Source organism: Amycolatopsis plumensis, from assembly GCF_042652605.1.
Classification (GTDB): Bacteria; Actinomycetota; Actinomycetes; order Mycobacteriales; family Pseudonocardiaceae; genus Amycolatopsis; species Amycolatopsis plumensis.
This window is the reverse complement of record NZ_JBHSJY010000001.1, coordinates 1,094,092-1,116,015: the sequence shown is the minus strand read 5'-3', so window position 1 is coordinate 1,116,015 and position 21,924 is coordinate 1,094,092. Positions and strand designations below refer to the sequence as shown.

The window sequence follows — 21,924 nt, the reverse complement described above, 5'->3', positions numbered from 1 at the left end:
GTGGCGGACGAGGACAAGCTGCTCGGCTACCTCAAGAAGGTGACCGCTGATCTGCGGCAGGCCCATCGACAGCTGCGTGAGGTCGAGGAGAAGGAGTCGGAGCCGATCGCCATCGTGGCGATGAGCTGCCGCTACCCCGGCGGGGTGCGCACGCCGGAGGAGCTGTGGCGGCTGCTCGCCGACGGCGGCGACGGCATCTCCTCGTTCCCGCTGGACCGCAACTGGCCCGCCGCGCTCTACGACGAGGACCCGGGCCGGTCCGGCTCGACCTACGTCCGCGAGGGCGGGTTCGTGTACGACGCGGCGCAGTTCGACCCGGCGTTCTTCGGGATGAGCCCGCGCGAGGCGCTCGCCACCGACCCGCAGCAGCGCCTCCTGCTGGAGATTTCCTGGGAGGCCTTCGAGCGGGCGGGGATCGATCCGCTGACGCTGAAGAACAGCCGGACCGGCGTGTTCGTCGGGGCCGCGTCGACCGGGTACGGCTCCGGGCTGACCAGCCTGCCCGAAGGCGTCGAAGGGCACCTGCTGACCGGGACCTCGACCGCCATCGCCTCGGGCCGGGTCGCCTACGTGCTCGGCCTCAAGGGACCGGCGATCACGGTGGACACCGCGTGCTCGTCTTCACTGGTCGCGCTGCACTGGGCGGCGCAGTCGCTGCGGCGCGGGGAGTGTTCGCTGGCGCTGGCGGGCGGCGTGACGGTGATGTCGACGCCGGGCATGTTCCTCGAGTTCAGCCGCCAGCGCGGGCTCGCCGCGGACGGGCGCTGCAAGCCGTTCGCCGCGGCCGCCGACGGCACGGGCTGGGCCGAAGGGGCCGGACTGCTTTTGCTGGAGCGCCTATCGGACGCGCAGCGGAACGGCCACCCGGTGCTGGCCGTCGTCAAGGGTTCGGCGGTGAACTCCGACGGTGCGTCCAACGGCCTGACCGCCCCGAACGGGCCGTCCCAGCAGCAGGTCATCCGCGAGGCACTGGACAGCGCGGGCCTCGAAGCGTCCGATGTGGACGCCGTCGAGGCGCACGGGACCGGCACCGCGCTCGGCGACCCGATCGAGGCGCACGCGCTGCTGGCGACCTACGGCCGCAACCGCGCGGGCGCGGAGCCGCTGCGGCTGGGCTCGATCAAGTCGAACATCGGGCACACCCAGGCGGCGGCCGGCGTCGCGGGCGTGATGAAGATGGTGCTCGCGCTGCGCCACGGGCTGCTGCCCGGCACGCTGCACGTCGACGAGCCGACCCCGCAGGTGGACTGGTCCGCCGGCGCGGTCGAGCTGCTCACCGAGGCGCGGCCGTGGCCCGGCGGCGAGCGGGTCCGCCGCGCCGGGATCTCGTCGTTCGGCATCAGCGGCACGAACGCCCACGTGATCGTCGAGGAACCACCCGCGGTGGACGTCGCCGAGCCGGAGCCCGCGCAGGTGGGGACGGCGGTCGTGCCGGTGGTGCTGTCCGCCCGGGGCGAGGAGGCACTGGCCGCACAAGCCACCCGCCTCTTGTCCTATGTGGACGAGAATCCGGACGTCACGCTCACCGACCTGGCGTATTCGCTGGCCACCGCGCGGGCGACCTTCGAGCACCGGGCCGTGCTCGTCTGCGCCGACCGGGCGGGGCTGCGCACGGAGCTGGCGGCGCTGGCCGGACGTCGCCACTCGCCGAACCAGGTCCGCGGAGTCGCGCCGGGCAAGGGGAAAGCGGGCAAGACGGCGGTTCTCTTCTCCGGCCAGGGCGCGCAGCGGCTCGGTGCCGGGCAGGAGCTGTACGACGCGTTCCCCGTGTTCGCCGAGACGGTGGACGCCGTGTGTGCCCGCGTGGAGGGCCTGCGTGCGGTGATGTTCGGCGACGACGCCGAGCTGCTGAATCAGACCGTGCACACGCAGGCGGCGTTGTTCGCCGTCGAGGTGGCGTTGTTCCGGCTCGTCGAATCCTGGGGCGTGACCCCGGACTTCCTCGTCGGGCATTCGATCGGGGAGCTGGCGGCGGCGCACGTGGCCGGTGTTCTCTCGCTCGAGGACGCGTGTGTCCTGGTCTCGGCACGGGGCCGGTTGATGCAGGCGCTGCCTTCGGGTGGGGTGATGGTGGCGGTGCAGGCCGCGGAGGCCGAGGTCTCGCCGTTGCTGGTCGAGGGGGTGTCGATCGCGGCGGTGAACGGCCCGTCGTCGGTGGTGCTCTCCGGTGACGAGGCCGCGGTCGACGCGGTCGTCAAGCGGTTCGAGGGCCGGAAGACCCGCCGGTTGCCGGTGAGCCACGCGTTCCACTCGGCGCGGATGGAGCCGATGCTGGACGAGTTCCGCCGGGTCGCGGAGACGCTGACCTACCACGCTCCCGCGATCCCGGTGGTGTCCAATGTGACCGGAACGCCGTCGGAAGACCTGACCACGCCGGAGTACTGGGTCCGGCACGTGCGGGCCACCGTCCGGTTCCACGACGGCGTGACGTACCTGGCCGGCCAGGGCGTGACCCGGTTCCTGGAGCTCGGCCCGGACGGTGTGCTGACCGCGATGGCGGCGGAGTCCGTCGAGGGCACGCTGGTCTCGGCGCTGCGCAAGGACCGCGCCGACGTCGAGTCGATCACGGTCGCCGTCGGCAGGCTGCAGGTGAGCGGGCTGTCCCCGGACTGGGAACGGTTCTTCGCCGGCCGCGCGGCCGCGCGCGTCCCGCTGCCGACCTACGCTTTCCAGCGCGAGCGCTTCTGGCTGGATCCCGGAGAAACCGCCGGCCCCACCGAACAGTCCGAAGTGGACCAGTGGTGCCACCGGGCGACCTGGAAGCCGCTGCCGGTGGAACCCGGACGGCTCGACGGCGCCTGGCTGGCCGTCGTGCCCGCCGCGGCGTCCGGTCACGACGCGGTGCTGCGCGCACTCGCCGACGGTGGCGCCGACGTCACCACGATCGTGGTCGATCCGCACACCGCCGACCGTGGATCGCTCGCGCGATCGGTCCCGGAGGCCGGGTACGCCGGGGTGCTGTCGTTGCTCGCGCTCGACGCCACCCCCGATCCCGACCGGTTCCGCGCGGTCGCGGGCACCCTCACCCTGATCCAGGCGCTCGGCGACGCCGGTGTCACCGCGCCGCTGTGGTGCGTGACGCGCGGTGCCGTGCCGGACACCGTCACCGACCCTGCCCAGGCCCAGCTCTGGGGCCTCGGCCGCGTCGCGGCCCTGGAGTTCCCCGAGCGATGGGGCGGTCTCGTCGACCTGCCGGCGGAACTCGACGACCGCTCGGCGCGGCATCTCGCCGCCGCGCTGTCCAACAAGGACGATGAAGATCAGCTCGCCGTCCGCGACTCCGGTGTGCTCGGCCGACGGCTGATCCGGACGGCACCGGCGAAGGAAGGCGCCTGGCGGCCGCGCGGGACCGTGGTGATCACCGGGGGCACGGGCGCGCTGGGCGCGCGGGTCGCGCGGTGGGCCGCCGAGGCGGGCGCCGAGAAGGTGGCCCTCCTGTCCCGCCGGGGACCGGACGCGCCCGGAGCCCGGGAACTGGCGGCAGAACTGACGGACCTCGGCGTCGAGGTCAGCGTGCTCGCCGCCGATGTCGCCGACGCCGAGCAGTGCCGAGCCGCGCTGAAGTCCGCGGGAAGCGAAGTCACGGCGATCGTGCACGCGGCCGGGGTGCTGGACGACGGCGTGCTGGACGCCGTGACCCCCGAGCGGCTCGCGGCGGTCGTGCGGGCGAAGGGCGTGGCCGCCCGGACCCTGCACGAGGTCTCGGCCGAGCTCGGCCTCGAGCTGGACGCGTTCGTGCTGTTCTCGTCGTTCGCCGGCACGGTCGGCGCGGCCGGGCAGGGCAGCTACGCGGCGGCCAACGCCTATCTGGACGCCGTGGCCGAACACCGGCACGGCCTGGGACTGCCCGCGACCTCGATCGCCTGGGGCCCGTGGGCCGAGTCGGGGATGGCCGCCGACGGGGCCGAGCGGATGCGCCGTGGCGGCCTCACCCCGCTGCCGCCTGCCGCCGCCACCCTGGCGCTGGGGCAGCTCACCGGCGCCGTCACGGTGACGGTCGCCGACGTCGACTGGGCCCGGTTCGCGCCCGGCTTCTCCACCGCCCGGCCGAGCGCGCTGCTCGCCGAGCTCCCGGAGGTGCGCCGCGTCGCCGGGCAGCGGTCACCGGCCGCCGCGAGCCCGTTGCCCGCCGACCTGCCCGAAGCCGAACGGCCGGCTGCCGTGCTCGAACTGGTGCGCGCCCACGCCGCGGCCGCACTCGGCCACCCGGGCCCCGAACACGTCGATCCCGCCCGGGCCTTCCAGGAACTCGGGTTCGACTCGCTGACCGCCGTCGAGTTCCGCAACGCGCTCGGCGCGGCCACCGGCCTGTCCCTGCCCTCGACGACGGTCTTCGACCACCCGACGGCCCAGGCGCTGGCCGGCCACCTCCACGCCGAACTGTTCGGCGGCGCGCCGGAACCGGCCCGCGCCGCGCGGACCGTCGCGCTCGACGAGCCGATCGCGATCGTCGGGATGAGCTGCCGGTTCCCCGGCGGCGCCGACTCGCCCGAGGCGCTGTGGCGGCTGCTGGACCTCGGCGTCGACGCGATGACGCCGTTCCCCGAGGACCGCGGCTGGGACGTCGAGGCGCTGTACGACCCCGACGGGGAACGGCCCGGCACGTCGTACACCCGGCACGGCGGTTTCCTCGACGGCGCCGCGGAGTTCGACGCGGGCTTCTTCGGGGTGTCGCCCCGGGAAGCGGTGGCGATGGACCCGCAACAGCGGCTGCTGCTCGAAGCGTCGTGGGAGGCGCTCGAAGACGCCGGGATCGACCCCCGGTCGGTGCAGGGCAGCCCGGTCGGGGTGTTCGTCGGGACCAACGGGCAGGACTACCCGATGCTGCTCGCCTACGCCGACCAGGACTCCGCCGGGCACGCGGGCACCGGCAACGCGGCGAGCATCGTGTCCGGCCGCGTGGCGTACACGCTCGGCCTGGAAGGTCCCGCGGTCACCGTCGACACGGCGTGCTCGTCGTCGCTGGTCGCCCTGCACTGGGCGAGTGAGTCGCTGCGGCGCGGCGAGTGCTCGCTCGCGCTGGCGGGCGGCGTGACGGTGATGTCGACGCCGGGCTCGTTCCTCGAGTTCAGCCGCCAGCGCGGGCTGGCCCCCGACGGCCGGGTGAAGGCGTTCTCCGACGACGCGGACGGCACGGCCTGGGGCGAAGGCGTCGGCCTGCTGCTGGTCGAGCGCCTGTCCGACGCGCGCCGCAACGGGCACCCGGTGCTCGCCGTCGTCAAGGGCTCGGCGGTGAATTCCGACGGCGCGTCGAACGGCCTGACCGCCCCGAACGGCCCGTCGCAGCAACGGGTGATCCGTGACGCGCTGGCTGCCGCCGGGCTCGAAGCGTCCGATGTGGACGCGGTCGAGGCGCACGGGACGGGCACCACGCTCGGTGACCCGATCGAGGCGCAGGCGCTGCTGGCCACCTACGGGAAGGACCGCGACCGGCCGCTGTGGCTCGGGTCGGTGAAGTCGAACCTCGGGCACACGCAGGCGGCCGCCGGGGTGGCCGGCGTGCTGAAGATGGTGCTGGCCCTGCGCCACGGCGTCCTGCCGCGGACCCTGCACGTCGACTCCCCGACGTCGCACGTGGACTGGACCGCGGGCCGAGTCGCGCTGGCGACCGAACCGGTGCCGTGGACCGGGGGCGATCGTCCCCGCCGCGCCGGCATTTCCTCCTTCGGCCTCAGCGGCACCAACGCCCACGTCATCATCGAGGAGGACACCGAACCGGCCCCGGCGCGGGACGCCGAGCCCGTCGTCGACGGCGGCGCGGTGCCCCTCGTGCTCTCGGCGCGCGGTGCCGACGCGCTGCGCGCCCAGGCGCGGGCGCTCGCCGGCGTCGTGGAGTCCCGCACGGAAGCGGAGCTTGCCGACATCGGCTGGTCGCTGCTCACCGGCCGGGCGTCGCTCGAACACCGGGCCGTGGTGCTCGCGGCCGACCGGGCCGCCGCGCTGGCCGGGCTGACGGCGCTCGCCGAGGGCGGCCGGGGCGGTGTCACCGGAGAGGTCGCGGAAGGCCGCTCGGCGTTCCTGTTCTCGGGACAGGGCGCGCAGCGGGCCGGCGCGGGCCGGGAGCTGGCCGGGGCGTTCCCCGTGTTCGCCGAGGCGCTGGACGCGGTGTGCGCGCACCTGGACCCCGAACTGGACCACCCGCTGCGTGAGGTGATGTTCGGTGACACCGGGCTGCTCGACCGGACGCGGTACACGCAGGCCGCGCTGTTCGCGCTCGAAGTCGCGCTGTTCCGGCTGCTGGAGTCGTGGGGCGTCACGCCGGACCACCTGCTCGGCCACTCGATCGGCGAGCTCGCGGCGGCCCACGTGGCCGGCGTGCTCTCGCTGGCCGACGCCTGCCGGCTCGTCGGCGCGCGGGGACGGCTGATGCAGGCCCTGCCGCCCGGCGGCGCGATGGTGGCGATCCAGGCGAGCGAGGCCGAAATCACCCCGCTGCTCACCGAAGGGGTGTCGATCGCGGCGGTGAACGGGCCCGCCTCGGTCGTGGTTTCCGGCGACGAGGACGCCGTCGAGGCGGTCGCCGCGCGGTTCCGGGACGAGCGGAAGACGCGCCGGCTGACGGTCAGCCACGCGTTCCACTCGCCGCGGATGGAGCCGATGCTCGCCGAGTTCCGGCGCGTCGCGGCGGAGCTGACCTACCACGAGCCGTCGATTCCCGTCGTGTCCAACGTGACCGGCACCCTCGCCGCGGCGGGCGAACTGACCTCGCCGGACTACTGGGTCCGGCACGTCCGGCAGGCGGTGCGGTTCCACGACGGGATCACCTTCCTCGCCGGGAAGGGGGTCACCCGGTTCCTCGAACTCGGCCCCGACGGCGTGCTCGCGGCGATGGCCGCCGAGTCGGCCGACGCCACGATGGCCGCGGTCCTGCGCAAGAACGGCGGGCCCGAGCCGGAGAGCGTGCTGACGGCGCTCGCGGCGCTCCACGTCACCGGACACCGGATCGACTGGACGCGGCTGTTCACCGGCGCGCGCCGGGTCGCGCTGCCCGGCTACGCCTTCCAGCGACGGCACTACTGGCCTCGGTTCGACGCGGCGAGGGCGGCCGCGGCCGCCCCGTCGAACGGCGTCGACGCGCAGTTCTGGGCGGCCGTCGAGCGCGAGGACCTCGACGCGCTCGCCGAAACCCTGTCCGTCGACGGCGAAACCACGCTCGGGTCGCTGCTGCCCGCGCTGTCGGCCTGGCGGCGCGAGCACACCGAGAAGTCCACTGTGGACTCGTGGAGCTACCGGGTCGGGTGGCGGCGGATCGAGACGGCCGCCCGCCCCGCCCCGGCCGGGACCTGGCTGCTGGTGCTGCCCGTGCGGGCCGACGACGGCGCCACGACCGTCCGGAAGGCCCTCGAACAGCGGCTCGGTCACTGTGTGCCGGTCGAGATCGAACCGGGCGCGGACCGCGCCGCGCTCGCCGAGCAGGTGCGCGCGGCCGCCTCGGCCGAGCCGGAGCTCGCCGGCGTGGTCTCCCTGTGCTCGCTGGCCGATACCGGCGAACCGGCGGTGACGCTGGCGCTCGTGCAGGCGCTCGGGGACGCGCGTGTCACGGCCCCGCTCTGGTGCCTGACCACGGGCGCGGTGTCGGTCGACGCGACGGAACCGGTGCGCAGCCGGACCGGTGCCGCGGTCCAGGGCCTCGGCCGGGTCGCGGCCCAGGAGGCGCCGGACCGCTGGGGCGGCGCCGTGGACCTGCCCGAGATACTCGACGAACGCGGCGCCGACCAGCTCGCCGGGGTGCTGGCCGGCCTCGACGGCGAGGACCAGGTCGCGATCCGCGCGACCGGCGTCTTCGGCAGGCGGCTGCTGCGTGCCGCTCCCGCCGGCCCGGCGGCCGAGTGGCCCGTGCCGGGCACCACGCTCATCACGGGCGGCACGGGTGCGCTCGGCGCGGAGGTCGCCCGCTGGGCGGCGGGCCGGGGAGCGGAGCACCTCGTGCTCGCCAGCCGGAGCGGCGAGAACGCGCCCGGCGCGGCGGACCTCGTGGCCGAGCTGGCGGACCTCGGCGCGCGAGTCAGTGTCGTCGCGTGCGACGTCGCCGACCGGGAGGCGGTGCAGCGGCTGCTCGCGGAGATCCCGGAGGAGTACCCGCTGACGGCGGTGGTGCACGCCGCGGGCGTCCTCGACGACGGCGTGCTCGACTCGCTGACCCCGGACCGGCTCGCCGCCGTGCTCGCGGCCAAAGTGGACTCCGCCGGGCATCTGGATGAGCTCACCCGCGACCGGGACCTCGCGGCCTTCGTGCTGTTCTCCTCCTTCGCGGGCACGATCGGCGCGGCGGGCCAGGGCAACTACGTCGCCGCGAACAGCGCGCTCGACGCGCTGGCCGAGCAGCGCCGCGCGGCCGGCCTCCCCGCCACCTCCATCGCGTGGGGGCCGTGGGCCGAGGCGGGCATGGCCGCGGGCGAGACGGTGGCGAGCCGGCAGCGCCGGGGCGGCGTGCGGGCGCTGCCGCCGCGCACGGCCATGATCGCGATGGCGCGCGCCGCCGCGCGGCCCGACGCGTGCCTGGTGGTGGCCGACGTGGATTGGGAAAGCTTCGCGCCCGGGTTCACGGCGCTGCGGCCGAGCCGGCTGTTCGACGAAATCCCCGAAGCCCGGCGCGCCTCCGCCGCGGAACCGGAGAGCTCGTCGTCGGACTTCAAGGCCCGGCTGGCGGCGCTGCCGGACGGCGACCGGGCCAACGCCATGCTCGAGCTCGTGCGCGGGCAGGCCGCGCAGGTGCTCGGGCACGAGGGCGCGAGCGCGATCGAGCCGGGGAAGGCGTTCTCGGACCTCGGTTTCGACTCGCTCACCGCGGTGGAGCTGCGCAACGTGCTCGTCGCGATCACCGGCGTCGCGCTGCCGGCGACCGTCGTGTTCGACCACGCGAACCCCGCCGCGCTGGCGCAGCGGCTGCGCGGCGAGCTGTTCGCCGACGGCGAGGCCGAGGTCGTGCCGGTACTGGCCGAGCTGGACCGGCTGGAAAGCGCCGTGGCCGCGCTGCCGGTCGAGCAGCTCGCGGGCACCCGCCTCACCGCCCGCCTGCAGGCCCTCGTGAAGCAGCTCGGCGACGCACAGCACGGCGAACGCGGGACCGAGGTCGCGGAACAGCTGCAGACGGCGACCTCGGACGAGGTCTTCGCCTTCATCGACCAGGAGCTCGGCCTCGGCTGAGGCCGGTCCGAAGAGCCATTTCAGCCAGCGAGACGACGAACCGGAGAAACCAGGATGGCGGACCAGGACAAGCTCCTCGACTACCTCAAGCGGGTGACGGCCGACCTCCACCAGACCCGGCAGCGGCTGAGCGAAGCCGAGGCGGCCCTGCCGGAGCCGGTCGCCATCGTCGGGATGAGCTGCCGCTTCCCGCACGGCGCCGACACCCCGGAGCGGCTGTGGGACCTGCTGTCCGGCGGCGTCGACGTGATGGCGGAGTTCCCCGCCGACCGCGGCTGGGCCCTCGATTCGCTCTACGACCCCGATCCCGACAAGCCGGGGACGAGCTACGTCGCCGAGGGCGGCTTCCTCGACGCGGCGGGCGAGTTCGACCCGGCGTTCTTCGGCATCTCGCCGCGCGAGGCGCTGGCGATGGACCCGCAGCAGCGGCTGTTGCTGGAGACGTCGTGGGAGGCGATCGAACGCGCCGGCATCGATCCCGCCTCCCTGCGCGGCGGCCAGGTCGGGGTCTTCGCCGGGACCAACGGGCAGGACTACGGCGGGCTCGCGGCGCTGGCCCCCGACACCGAGGCCTACCTCGGCACCGGCAGCTCGGCCAGCGTGCTGTCGGGGCGCATCGCATACGCGCTCGGGCTCGAAGGCCCCACGCTGACCGTCGACACGGCGTGCTCGTCTTCGCTGGTCTCGGTGCACCTCGCGGCGCAGGCCCTCCGGGCCGGTGAGTGCCGGCTCTCGCTGGCCGGCGGCGTGACCGTGATGGCGACGCCGGGGGCGTTCATCGCCTTCAGCCGCCAGCGCGGGCTGGCCGCCGACGGCCGCTGCAAGGCGTTCTCCGACTCCGCCGACGGTGTCGGTTGGAGCGAGGGCGCCGGGATGCTGCTGCTGGAACGGCTTTCCGACGCGCGGCGCAACGGCCACCCGGTGCTCGCGGTGGTGCGGGGTTCGGCGATCAACTCCGACGGTGCCTCGAACGGCCTGACCGCGCCGAACGGCCCGTCGCAGCAACGGGTCATCCGGCAGGCGCTCGCCGACGCCGGGCTCTCCCCGTCCGATGTGGACGCCGTCGAGGCGCACGGAACGGGCACCTCGCTCGGCGACCCGATCGAGGCCCAGGCGCTGCTGGCCACCTACGGGAAGGACCGCGACCGCCCGCTGTGGCTGGGCTCGATCAAGTCGAACCTCGGCCACACGCAGGCGGCGGCGGGTGTCGCGGGCGTGCTGAAGGTCGTGCTGGCGCTCCAGCACGGCGAGCTGCCGAAGACGCTGCACGCCGACCGGCCGTCGAGCCGGGTCGACTGGACGGCGGGTGACGTGCGCCTGCTGACCGAGCCTCAGCCGTGGACCGGGGAGAAGCGCCGGGCCGGGGTCTCGGCGTTCGGGGTCAGCGGCACGAACGCGCACCTGATCATCGAGGAGGCGCCCCGGCCCGACGAAACCGCGCCGGAGCCGGTCCGGGTGCACGCGCCGACGCCGTGGCCGCTGTCGGGCCGCACCGACGCGGCGTTGCGGGCCCAGGCCCGGCGGCTGCGCGAGCTGCTCGCCTCGGCCACGAAGCCCGCCGCCGTCGACGTGGCCTACTCGCTGGCCACCTCCCGCTCCGCCTTCGAGCACCGTGCCGTCCTGCTCGCCGACGACGTCGAGACCGCCCTGCGCGGCCTCGACGCGCTCGCCGCGGGCGAGCGGGCGCCCGGGGTGCTCACCGGGGTGGCCACCGAAGGGCGCACGGCGTTCCTGTTCTCCGGGCAGGGTGCCCAGCGGACGGGGATGGCCGCCGGTCTCGCCGCGGCGTTCCCCGCGTTCGCCGAGGAGCTCGACCGGGTGGGCGCCGAGCTGGACCGCCACCTCGACCGGCCGCTGCGGGAGCTGCTCGGCGCCGGGGCCGAGGTGCTGGAGCGGACCGAGTACACCCAGCCCGCGCTGTTCGCGGTGGAGGTCGCGCTGTACCGGTTCCTCGGCCGTTGGGGGCTGGCCCCCGACCTGGTCGCGGGACACTCGATCGGCGAGCTCGCCGCCGCGCACGTCGCCGGTGTCCTCTCGCTCGAAGACGCCGCCGTGCTCGTCGCCGCGCGCGGCCGGCTCATGCAGCAGCTGCCCGCCGGTGGCGCGATGGTCGCCGTCGCGGCCACCGAGGCGGAGGTCGCGCCGCTGCTCACCGGCGGTGTCTCCCTGGCGGCGGTCAACGGGCCCGCGTCGGTCGTGCTGTCCGGTGACGAGCCGGCCGTGCTCGACGTCGCCGCGCAGTTCGAGCGGCAGGGCCGCAAGACCCGGCGGCTGCGGGTCAGCCACGCGTTCCACTCGCCGCGGATGGAACCGATGCTGGCGGAGTACGCGGCCGTCGCCGAAGGACTGTCCTATCAGGACCCATCGATCACGGTCGTCTCGACGGTGACGGGGGAAGCGGCGAAGCCGGGCGAGCTGAGCACCGCCGAGTACTGGGTCCGGCAGGTGCGCCGCGAGGTGCGCTTCCACGACGCCGTCCGCTCGCTGCGGGCGCTGGGTGCCACCCGGTTCGTGGAGCTCGGCCCGGACGCCGTGCTCACCCCGATGGCGCAGGAGTGCCTGGACGGCGACGGCGTGGTGATCCCGGTCCTGCGCCGGGACCGCGACGAGGCCGAGGCGCTGACCACCGCGGTGGGGGTCCTGCACGCCGCCGGTGTCTCGCCGGACTGGGCCGCGGTCTTCGCCGGGCGCGGCGCGCGCCGGGCCGACCTGCCGACCTACCCGTTCCAGCGCAGCCGCTACTGGCCGGACGTCGTGCTGCCCGGCGGGAGTGACGGGATGCGCTACGCCGGGCTGAGCGGCGCCGAGCACCCGCTGCTGGGCGCGGTGGTCGGGCTCGCGGGGGCCGGCGGTGCGGTGTTCACCGGACGGCTGTCGACGCGCACCCAGCCGTGGCTGGCCGACCACGTCGTCGCCGGCACGATCCTGGTGCCCGGCACGGCGTTCCTCGAGCTGGCGGTGCGCGCGGGCGACGAGTTCGGCTGCACGCACGTGGAGGAGCTCACCCTCGCCGTGCCGCTGGCGTTGCCCGAACGCGGCGGGGTCCGGCTGCAGGTCGTCGTCGGCGACGCCGATGACGCGGGCGCGCGGGCGATCAGCGTCCATTCCCAGCCCGAGGACGAGGGCGCCGACGCACCGTGGACCCGGCACGCGACCGGCGTGCTCGGCACCGGCGCCGCGGCCGGGATCGACCAGGACACCGCGTGGCCGCCGGAAGACGCGACCCGGGTCGAGCTGACCGACGCCTACGGCAAGCTGGCCGCCGCGGGATTGGCCTACGGGCCGGTGTTCCAGGGACTCACCGCGGTGTGGCGGCGCGGTGACGAGCTCTTCGCCGAAGTCTCCCTGCCCGAGGACGCGGCGGCGGAGGCCGGCCGCTTCGGGCTGCACCCGGCGCTGCTCGACGCCGGGCTCCACGCGCTCGGCGTCGGCTCCGGCGCGGCGCTGCCCGGCGCCGCGTCCGGGACCACCGTGCTGCCGTTCTCCTGGACCGGCGTCGAGCTGCACGCGGCGGGCGCGGCCTCGCTGCGCGTGCGGCTGAGCCCCGCCGCCACCGAGGACGCGGTCGTGCTGCACGTGACGGACCCGGCGGGTGCGCCGGTGCTGACCGTGGAGTCGCTGACCTTGCGCGGGGGCCCCGCGGAACCGGGGCAGGCCGGTGGGACCGAGTCGCTGTTCGAGCTCGCCTGGCCGGACGTCCCGGCCGGGGCGAAGGCCGGCTGGACCGAGCTGGCCGGGGCCGAGCTGACCGACCTGACCGAGCTGGCCGCGCGGATCGACGACGGCGCCACGGTGCCCGAGCACGTGCTGGTGTCCCCGGCGGCCGACGGCGAACTGCCGGGGCGGGCCCACGCGCTGGCCGCCCAGGCGCTCGGCCTCGTGCAGGCGTGGCTCGCCGACCCGCGGTTCGCCGCGTCCCGGCTCGTCTTCCGCACCCGGGGAGCGGTCGCGGCCGGTTCCGGCGTCACCGATCCCGCCGCCGCGACGGTGTGGGGCCTGGTGCGCTCGGCGCAAACGGAGAACCCCGGCCGGTTCGTGCTCCTCGACACCGACGGCAGCGAGGACGCCGGTGACGCCGGTGACGCCGTGCTGGCGGCCGCGCTCGGCACCGGCGAGCCCCAGCTGGCCGTGCGCGACGGCGTGCTCCGCGCGCCGCGGTTCGTCCGCGGCGCCCCGCCGGCCCCGGAGTCCACTGTGGACTGGGGCGACGGGGCCGTGCTCGTCACCGGCGGCACCGGAGCCCTCGGCGGGGTCTTCGCCCGGCACTTGGTGACGGCGCACGGCGTCCGCAAGCTCCTGCTCGCCGGCCGCCGCGGCCTCGCCGCCGAGGGAGCGGCCGAGCTCGTCGCCGAGCTCACCGAACTCGGTGCCCACGCCGAAGTCGTCGCCTGTGACGTGGCCGATCCGGACGCGCTGGCCGAGCTGCTCGCGTCCGCCCGGCCCAGCTCCGTCGTGCACCTGGCCGGGGTCCTGGACGACGGCATCGTCGAAGCGCTGACCCCGGACCGGCTCGCCACCGTGCTGCGGCCGAAGGCGGACGCCGCGTGGTGGCTGCACGAGCTGACCCGCGAGATGGACCTGCGCCAGTTCGTGGTGTTCTCCTCGATCTCCGGTGTCGTCGGCGCCGCCGGGCAGGGCAACTACGCCGCCGCGAACGCGTTCCTCGACGCGCTGATGGCCCACCGCGCGGCTTCGGGCCTGCCCGGCCGGTCGCTGGCGTGGGGGCTGTGGAACGAGGCCGGCGCGATGACCGGCGGGCTCGACGACGCGGACCGCTCCCGGATCGCCCGCGGTGGGGTGCTGCCGCTGTCCGCCGCCGAGGGCCGCGCGCTGTTCGACGCGGCCATGGCGGCGCCGAGCGCCCTGCACGTGCCGATGCGGCTCGACCTGCCCGCGCTGCGCGGGATCGGCGACGCCCTCGCGCCGGTCTGGCGGGCGCTGGTGCCCGCCGTCCGCCGTCGCAGCGCCGGCGCCGCGGCCCGGCGGGGATCCGCCACCGCGCTCGGCGAACGGCTCGCCGAGCTGGCCCCGGACGAGCGGCGGGACGCGGTCGTCGAGCTGGTCCGCGCGCAGGCCGCCGCCGTGCTGGGGCACCCCGACGCGACCGGCGTCGAGCCCGGCCGGGCGTTCCGCGAGCTGGGCTTCGACTCGTTGACGGCGCTCGAACTCCGCAACGGGCTCGCGGCGGCGACCGGGCTGCGCCTGCCCGCCACCCTGATCTTCGACTACCCGAACCCGGTCGTGCTCGCCGACCACTTGCTCGAACGCGTTTTCGGCGAGGCCCCGGCGCGGACGCGCACGCGCACGGCCCGGGCATCCGGCGACGAGCCGATCGCGATCATCGGGATGAGCTGCCGGTACCCCGGCGGCGTGCGCAACCCCGACGACCTGTGGTCGCTGGTCGAGGCCGGCGGCGACGGGATTTCGCCGATGCCGCTGGACCGGGGGTGGAACCTGGAGGCGCTGTTCGCCGCCGATCCGGACCAGGCCGGCTCCAGCTACGTGCGGGAGGGCGGGTTCCTCCACGACGCCGCGGAGTTCGACGCCGCGTTCTTCGGCATCAGCCCGCGCGAGGCCCTCGCCATGGACCCGCAGCAGCGGCTGCTGCTGGAAGGCTGCTGGGAAGCGATCGAGTCGGCCGGGATCGACCCGACGTCGCTGAAGGGCAGCGAAACCGGCGTCTACACCGGCGTGATGTACCACGACTACGGCGCCCAGCTGTTCCTGCTCCCCGACGGCGCCGAGGGGTACGTCGGCACCGGCACCTCGGGCAGCGTCGCCTCCGGCCGGGTGTCCTACGTGCTCGGCCTGGAAGGGCCCGCCGTCACCATCGACACGGCGTGCTCGTCGTCGCTGGTCACCCTGCACCTCGCCGCGCAGGCCCTGCGCCGCGGCGACTGTTCGCTCGCGCTCGCCGGCGGCGTGACGGTCATGTCGACGCCGAGCACCTTCATCGACTACAGCAGGCAGCGCGCGCTCTCGGCCAGCGGCCGGTCGAAATCGTTCGCGGCTTCGGCCGACGGCACCGGCTGGGGCGAGGGCCTCGGCATGCTGCTCGTCGCCCGGCTCTCGGACGCGCTCGAGGCCGGTTACCCCGTCCTGGCGATCGTGCGCGGCACGGCGGTCAACCAGGACGGCGCGTCGAACGGCCTGACCGCCCCGAACGGGCCGTCCCAGCAGCGGGTCATCCGGCAGGCGCTCGCCGACGCGGACCTCGACGGCGCCGAGGTCGACGTCGTGGAGGCCCACGGGACCGGCACCCGGCTCGGCGACCCGATCGAGGCGCAGGCGCTGCTGGCCACCTACGGGCAGGACCACCCCGAGGACCGGCCGCTCTGGCTCGGCTCGGTCAAGTCCAACCTCGGCCACACCCAGGCGGCGGCGGGCGCGGCGGGCATCATCAAGATGATCCTCGCCATGCGGCACGGCCTGCTGCCGAAGACCATGCACGTCGACGCCCCGACACCCCAGGTCGACTGGTCCGCGGGCCACGTCCGGCTGCTGACCGAACCGGTGGCCTGGGAACGCCGCGGAAGGCCCCGCCGCGCGGCGGTGTCGTCCTTCGGCATCAGCGGCACCAACGCGCACGTGATCCTCGAAGAGCCCGAACCGGGCGAGCCCGCGGCCCGCGCACCGCGCGCCCGTGTGGCGCTGCCGTGGGTGCTCTCGGCCAAGACGGCGGACGCGCTGCGCGGACAAGCCGCCCGGCTTCTGTCCTATGTGGACGAAAACGGGGAGGTCGACCTCGCCGACGTCGGCTACACCCTGGCGACGCGGCGCGCGGTGTTCCAGCACCGCGCCGCGGTGACGGCCGGCGACGCCGCCGGGTTCCGGGCCGGGCTCGCCGCCCTCGCCGACGGGACGGCGGCGAGCAACCTCGTGCGCGCGGAAGCGGTGCCGGGCGGCAAGACCGCCTTCGTGTTCCCGGGCCAGGGCGCGCAGTGGGCCGGGATGGGCGCCGAGCTGCTCGACGCCTCGCCCGTCTTCGCCGAGCGGATTTCGGAATGCGCGCTCGCCTTCGCCGGCCTCGTCGACTGGTCGCTCGTCGACGTCCTGCGCGGCGAGCCGGACGCGCCCTCGCTCGAGCGGGTCGACGTCGTCCAGCCGGTCTCGTTCGCCGTCATGGTCTCGCTCGCCGCCCTGTGGCGGGCGGCCGGCGTCGAGCCGGACGCCGTCGTCGGGCACTCGCAAGGCGAGATCGCCGCCGCCTGCGTCGCCGGGGCGCTGTCGCTGGAGGACGCCGCGACGATCGTCGTGCGCCGCAGCCAGGCCATCGAAGCCGGGCTGTCCGGGCACGGCGGCATGGCGTCGATCGGCCTGCCGGAGGAGGAGGCCCGGCGCCGCATCGCACCGTGGGCACCACGGGTCTCCGTCGCGGTGGTCAACGGGCCTTCGGCGGTCGTGGTGGCGGGGGAGCGCGACGCGATCGACGAGCTGGTCGCGGCCCTGGACGCCGACGGGGTGCGCGCCAAGCGGATCGCGGTCGACTACGCGTCCCACTCGGCGCAGGTGGAACGGATCGAAGCCGTGCTCGCCGAGGTGCTGGCCCCGGTGCGGCCGCGCGAGAGCGCGATCCCGATGCTTTCGAGCGTCACCGGCGACTGGGTCGGCGGCGCGGAGCTCGACGCCGCGTACTGGTACACGAACCTGCGCGAGCCGGTGCGGTTCGCGACGGCCGTTCGCGCGCTCGCGGACGCGGGCTACCCGGCGTTCGTCGAGGTCAGCCCGCACCCGGTGCTGTCGGCGGCGATCCAGGAAACGCTGGACGACGCGGGCAGGCGGGGCGCGGTGACCGGCACGCTGCGCCGCGACGACGGCGGGCTCGACCGGTTCCACACTTCGCTGGCCGAGTGGCACACCCGGGGCGGGGCCGTGACCTGGCCGCGCTTCTTCGCCCCGTACGACGCGCGGCCGGTCGAGCTGCCGACCTACGCCTTCCGCCCCGAGCGGTTCTGGCCGAAGGCGCCGGACTTCGGCGGCGGCGACCCGGTCTCGCTCGGGCTGGCGGCCGCGAAGCACCCGCTGCTCGGTGCCGGGGTGTCGCTGGCGGGCTCCGCGGGGTACCTGTTCACCGGACGGCTCTCGGCGAACACCCAGTCCTGGCTCGCCGACCACGTCGTCGCCGGCACGAACCTGGTGCCGGCCACGGTGTTCGTGGAGCTGGCGATCCGCGCGGGCGACGAGGCCGGTTGCGACACCGTGGACGAGCTCGTGTTCGAGGCGCCGCTCGTGCTGCCCGCGCGCGGCGGGGTGGCCGTCCAGGTGCGGGTCGAACCGGCCGACGCGTCCGGCCGCCGTCCGGTCACCGTCCACTCGCGACCGGACGGGGCGCCGGAGGAGCAGCCGTGGACCCGGCACGTGAGCGGGCTGCTGGCCGCCGGAGCCACCGCCGGGCCGTCCGAACCGTTCGGCGGCGAGTGGCCTCCGGCGGGCGCCGAGCCGATTGCGCTCGACGGCTTCTACGGCGACGACGCCGCGGGCTTCTACGCCTACGGGCCCGCGTTCCGCGGCCTGCGCGCCGCGTGGCGGCAGGGCGACGTGGTGCTCGCCGAGGTCGCGCTGCCCGACGGCGGCGAGGCCGACCGGTACGGCCTGCACCCCGCGTTGCTCGACGCCGCGCTGCACACGCTCGGCCTCGGCGTCGTGCGGATCGGCGAGGACGGCGCGGCCATGTTCCCGTTCTCGTGGTCGGGGGTGGCCCTGCACGCCGCCGGTGCCTCGGTGCTGCGCGTGCGGCTGGCTTCCGCCGGCGCGGACAGCGTCGCGATCGACGCGGTCGACGAGGCGGGCGCGCCGGTGCTGACCGTCGGCTCGCTGGCCTTCCGGCCGATGCCGGCCGACGCGATCGCGGCGGCGAGCGCGGTCCACCACGACTCGCTGTTCCGGCTGGAGTGGTCGCCGTCCGTCGTCGCCGACCCGGCCGACGACGGGATCTGGGTGGTGCTCGGCGACGACGAGCCCGCCCTGCGCGACCGCCTCGACGAGGCCGGGCGGGGGCGGCGCACCATCGAGTCCTATCCGGACGTCGCCGCGCTCGGCGAGGTCGTCGAGTCCGGTGTCGCGGGCGTGCGGACCGTGGTGCTGCCGGTCGCGCCCGGTGCGACCGCCGACGCGGTCCGGGCGACGGCCAACCGGGTGCTGGCGGTGCTCCAGGACTGGCTCGCCGAGGACCGGCTGGCCTCGACCCGGCTCGTCGTCGTCACGTCGGGCGCGGTCACCACCGCGGGCGAGGCCGTCACGGACCTCGCGGGTGCGGCCGTCTGGGGGCTCGTGCGGACCGCCCAGTGGGAGAACCCCGGCCGCATCGTCCTGATCGACCACGACGACGACCCCGCCTCGCTCGCCGCGCTGCCCGCGGCCGCGTCGGCGGGCGAACCCCAGCTGGCGGTCCGCGCGGGTGCCACGAGCGTCGCGCGGCTGGCCCGGGTGGCCGTCGCCGAGGCCGAGCCCGCGAAGTGGGACCCCGACGGCACGGTGCTGATCGTGGGCGGCACGGGCACGCTCGGCCGGAGCGTCGCCCGGCACCTCGTCACCGAGCGGGGCGCGCACCGGCTGCTGCTGACCAGCCGGCGCGGTCCCGACGCCGACGGCGTCGCCGAGACGGTCGCGGAACTCGCCGAGCTCGGCGCCGAAGTCACCGTCGCCGCGTGCGACGCGACCGACCGCGACTCGCTCCGCGCGGTCCTCGACGGCATCCCCGAGGCGCACCCGCTGACCGCGGTGCTGCACGTGGCCGTGGTGATGGACGACGGCACGATCGGGTCGCTGACCCCCGAGCGCATGGACACGGTGCTGCGCTCGAAGGTCGACGTCGCGCTCAACCTGCACGACCTGACCGCCGACCGGGAGCTAGCGGCGTTCGTGCTCTTCTCCTCGGTCGCGGGCGTGCTCGGCCTGCCCGGGCAGGGCAACTACGCCGCCGCGAACGCGTTCCTCGACGCGCTCGCGCACCACCGCCGTTCGCGGGGACTGCCCGCCCTCGCGCTCGACTGGGGCCTGTGGGCCCGGTCGGTCGAGGCGGGCCGCACGCCCGAGCAGGTGGGCCAGGCCCGGGTCGGCGGCGGCGCGGTCGCCCCGCTGCCCACCGGGGAGGGCCTGCGGCTGCTCGACGTCGCCCTCGGCGCGGGAGAACCCGTGCTCGCCCCGGTGGCGCTCGACCTGGCCGCGCTGCGCACCCAGGGGGAGACGCTGCCGAAGGTGTTCCGGGCCCTGGCCCCGGTCACCCGCCGGGTGGCCGGGGCGGCGGCCGAGGCCGACAGCGGGGAACTGGTCACGCGGCTGGCCGCGCTCCCGCCCGCCGGACGCCTCGACGAGACCGTGCGGCTCGTCCGGTCCTACGCGGCGGCCGTGCTGGGCTTCGCCGGGCCCGACGCGATCGAACCGGACCGCGGGCTCGCCGAGCTCGGCTTCGACTCGCTCACCTCCGTCGAGCTGCGCAACGGGCTGGCCGCCGCGACCGGGCTCCGGCTGCCCGCCTCGCTCGTCTTCGACCACCCGGTGCCGACCGACCTTGCGGAGTTCCTGCTCGACCAGCTCGCGGACGCGCTCGGCACCGTCACGCCGGCCGGCGCCACCGCACCGGCCGGCGCCACCGCGGCAGCGGCCGACGACGGCGAGACGCTCAGCGACCTGTTCCGGCTCGGCATCGAGCAGGGCAAGGAGCACGAGACGTGGGAGATGCTGCGGGCCGTCTCGAAGCTGCGCTCCACGTTCTCCACGGCGGCGGAGGCCACGAGGATCCCGAAGCACGTGACGCTCTCGCGCGGGCCGTCACCGGCGAAGCTGATCGCGTTCTCGTCCTACGCGGGACTCGGCGGCGTGCACCAGTACGCCCGCATGGCGGCCGCCTTCCGCGGCACGCACGAGCTGCACGCCTTCCCGAACCCCGGGTTCGCGAAGGGGGAGAGCCTGCCGACGTCGATCGAAGCGGCGGCCGAAGTGCTCGGCGAGGCGACGCGGCCGCTCGTCGAAGACGGCGCCTTCGTCCTCTTCGGACACTCGGCGGGCGGCCTCATGGCGCACGCGACGGCGTGCTACCTCGAACGGCTCGGCCTGCGCCCGGCGGCGATCGTGATGATGGACAGCTTCCGGCCGGACGACACCGCCGCGCTCGGCGTCTCGGGGCCGGAGATGATGGCCGGCCTGCTGTCCCGTGAGGACATCGCGGGCCGGATGGACAGCACCCGGCTCACCTCGATGGACTGGTACTTCCGGATCAGCGGGGAGTGGACGCCGGGCGAGCCCGCCGCGCCGATCCTCTTCCTGCGCGCGGCGGACGCGATGGGTGAACCGGAGCCGGATCCGGACGGCGCCAAGCCGTGGCAGCCCACCTGGAAGGAAGCGCACACGGTGCTCGAAGTGCCCGGCGACCACTTCACGATGGTCGAGTCGCTGGCCGCCGGCACCGCCGAAGTGATGCGGGACTGGCTCGCCGGGCACCTGCCCGCCGACCTCACGGTGCCGCCGGGCGAACTCTCCTCAGCGGAAAGGACAGCGCGATGAAGGACAACGACGGCAAGCACCTGCTGGTGTGGCCGTTCCCGGGGTACGGGCACGTGAACCCGGTGCTGCCGGTGGTGCGCGAGCTGGTCCGGCGCGGCCACCGGGTGACGATGCCGACCACCCCGCGCTTCGCCGCCGAGACGGAGGCGGCGGGCGCCGAGGTGCTGCCGTACGTCTCGGCGCTGGCGGGACGGCCGCTGCCGGAGGTGTTCGACGCCGACTACCTGGCCCGCGAACCGCTGCGCGCGATGCTGGAGGCGATGGCGACCATCCCGCCGGTCGAGTCGTTCTTCACCGGCCGCGAGGTGCCCGATCTGCTGCTCTACGACTCGAGCACGTACGCCGCCGGCCGGGTGCTGGCCGCGAAGTGGCAGCGCCCGGCGATCCAGCTGTACCCGACGTTCGCGGCCAACGAGAAGTTCCAGCTCGGCCCGCTGGTCGGGGCGGAGTTCGCGCCGGAGCTGGACGCCTCGCACCCCGCCTTCTCGGAGTTCTTCGCGTGGATGGGCGAGCTGCTGGCCAGCCACGGCCTGGCCGACCTGCCGATGGAGGAGTTCCACGCCCCGTGCGAAAGCAGCAACCTGGTGTTCCTCCCCGAGGAGTTCCAGCTGGAGCACGAAAGCTTCGACGAGCGGCACGCGTTCGTCGGCCCCTGCGTGGAGGACGTGCCCGCGGGCGAGCGATCGTGGCAGCCACCGGACGGCGACGACCCGCTCGTGGTGGTGTCCCTCGGCTCGGAGAAGAACCGGGACGCGGGCTTCTTCACCCGCTGCGCCAAGGCGTTCGAAGGGCTGCCGTGGCGCGTGGTCCTGACCCTCGGCGGCGGCCTCGACCCGGCCGACCTCGGCCCGCTCCCCGCGAACGCGACGGCGTACCGCTGGCTGCCGCACACGGAGGTGCTGCCGCACGCCACGGTGCTGCTTTCCCACGCCGGGATGAGCAGCGTCATGCGGGCGATGCACGCGGGCGTGCGGCAAGTCCTGGTCCCAGGAACCCCGGAGGAGCACTTCGTCGCCCGCCGCGCGGTGGAACTCGGCGCCGGCCGCCTGCTCGACCCGGCGGAAGCGGACGCGGAGTCCCTGCGCGACGCCGTGCTGGCGGTGGCGAGCGACGAGTCGGTGGGGGAGAACGTCGAGCGCCTGCGCGAGGCGACGCGGAACGCGGGCGGAGCCGCGCGCGCCGCGGACGTCGTGGAAGCCCGCCTGGCCGCGCCGGCCCGCTGAGCCATCGAAGCGGCGATGGTGGGCCGGGCTGGGTGCCGGCGGCGCGTTCGAC

Annotated in this window: 2 protein-coding genes and 1 pseudogene; all 3 read left to right on the top strand. The window is 75.4% G+C overall.

Annotated features, from left to right (window positions below):
* Positions 1 to 15 precede the first annotated feature (15 nt).
* Positions 16 to 9,147, top strand: a pseudogene (locus ACFPLC_RS05335) (type I polyketide synthase); the annotation flags it as partial.
* Between the two features lie 54 nt (positions 9,148 to 9,201).
* Positions 9,202 to 20,649 (top strand): SDR family NAD(P)-dependent oxidoreductase, encoded by an 11,448-nt coding sequence (locus ACFPLC_RS05330; protein WP_446681625.1) that lies wholly within the window; start codon positions 9,202 to 9,204, stop codon positions 20,647 to 20,649.
* Complete coding sequence (locus ACFPLC_RS05325; protein WP_378188792.1) at positions 20,646 to 21,872, top strand: macrolide family glycosyltransferase; 1,227 nt, start codon at positions 20,646 to 20,648, stop codon at positions 21,870 to 21,872. The genes ACFPLC_RS05330 and ACFPLC_RS05325 overlap by 4 nt, the downstream gene beginning before the upstream one ends.
* The last annotated feature ends 52 nt before the right edge of the window (positions 21,873 to 21,924 follow it).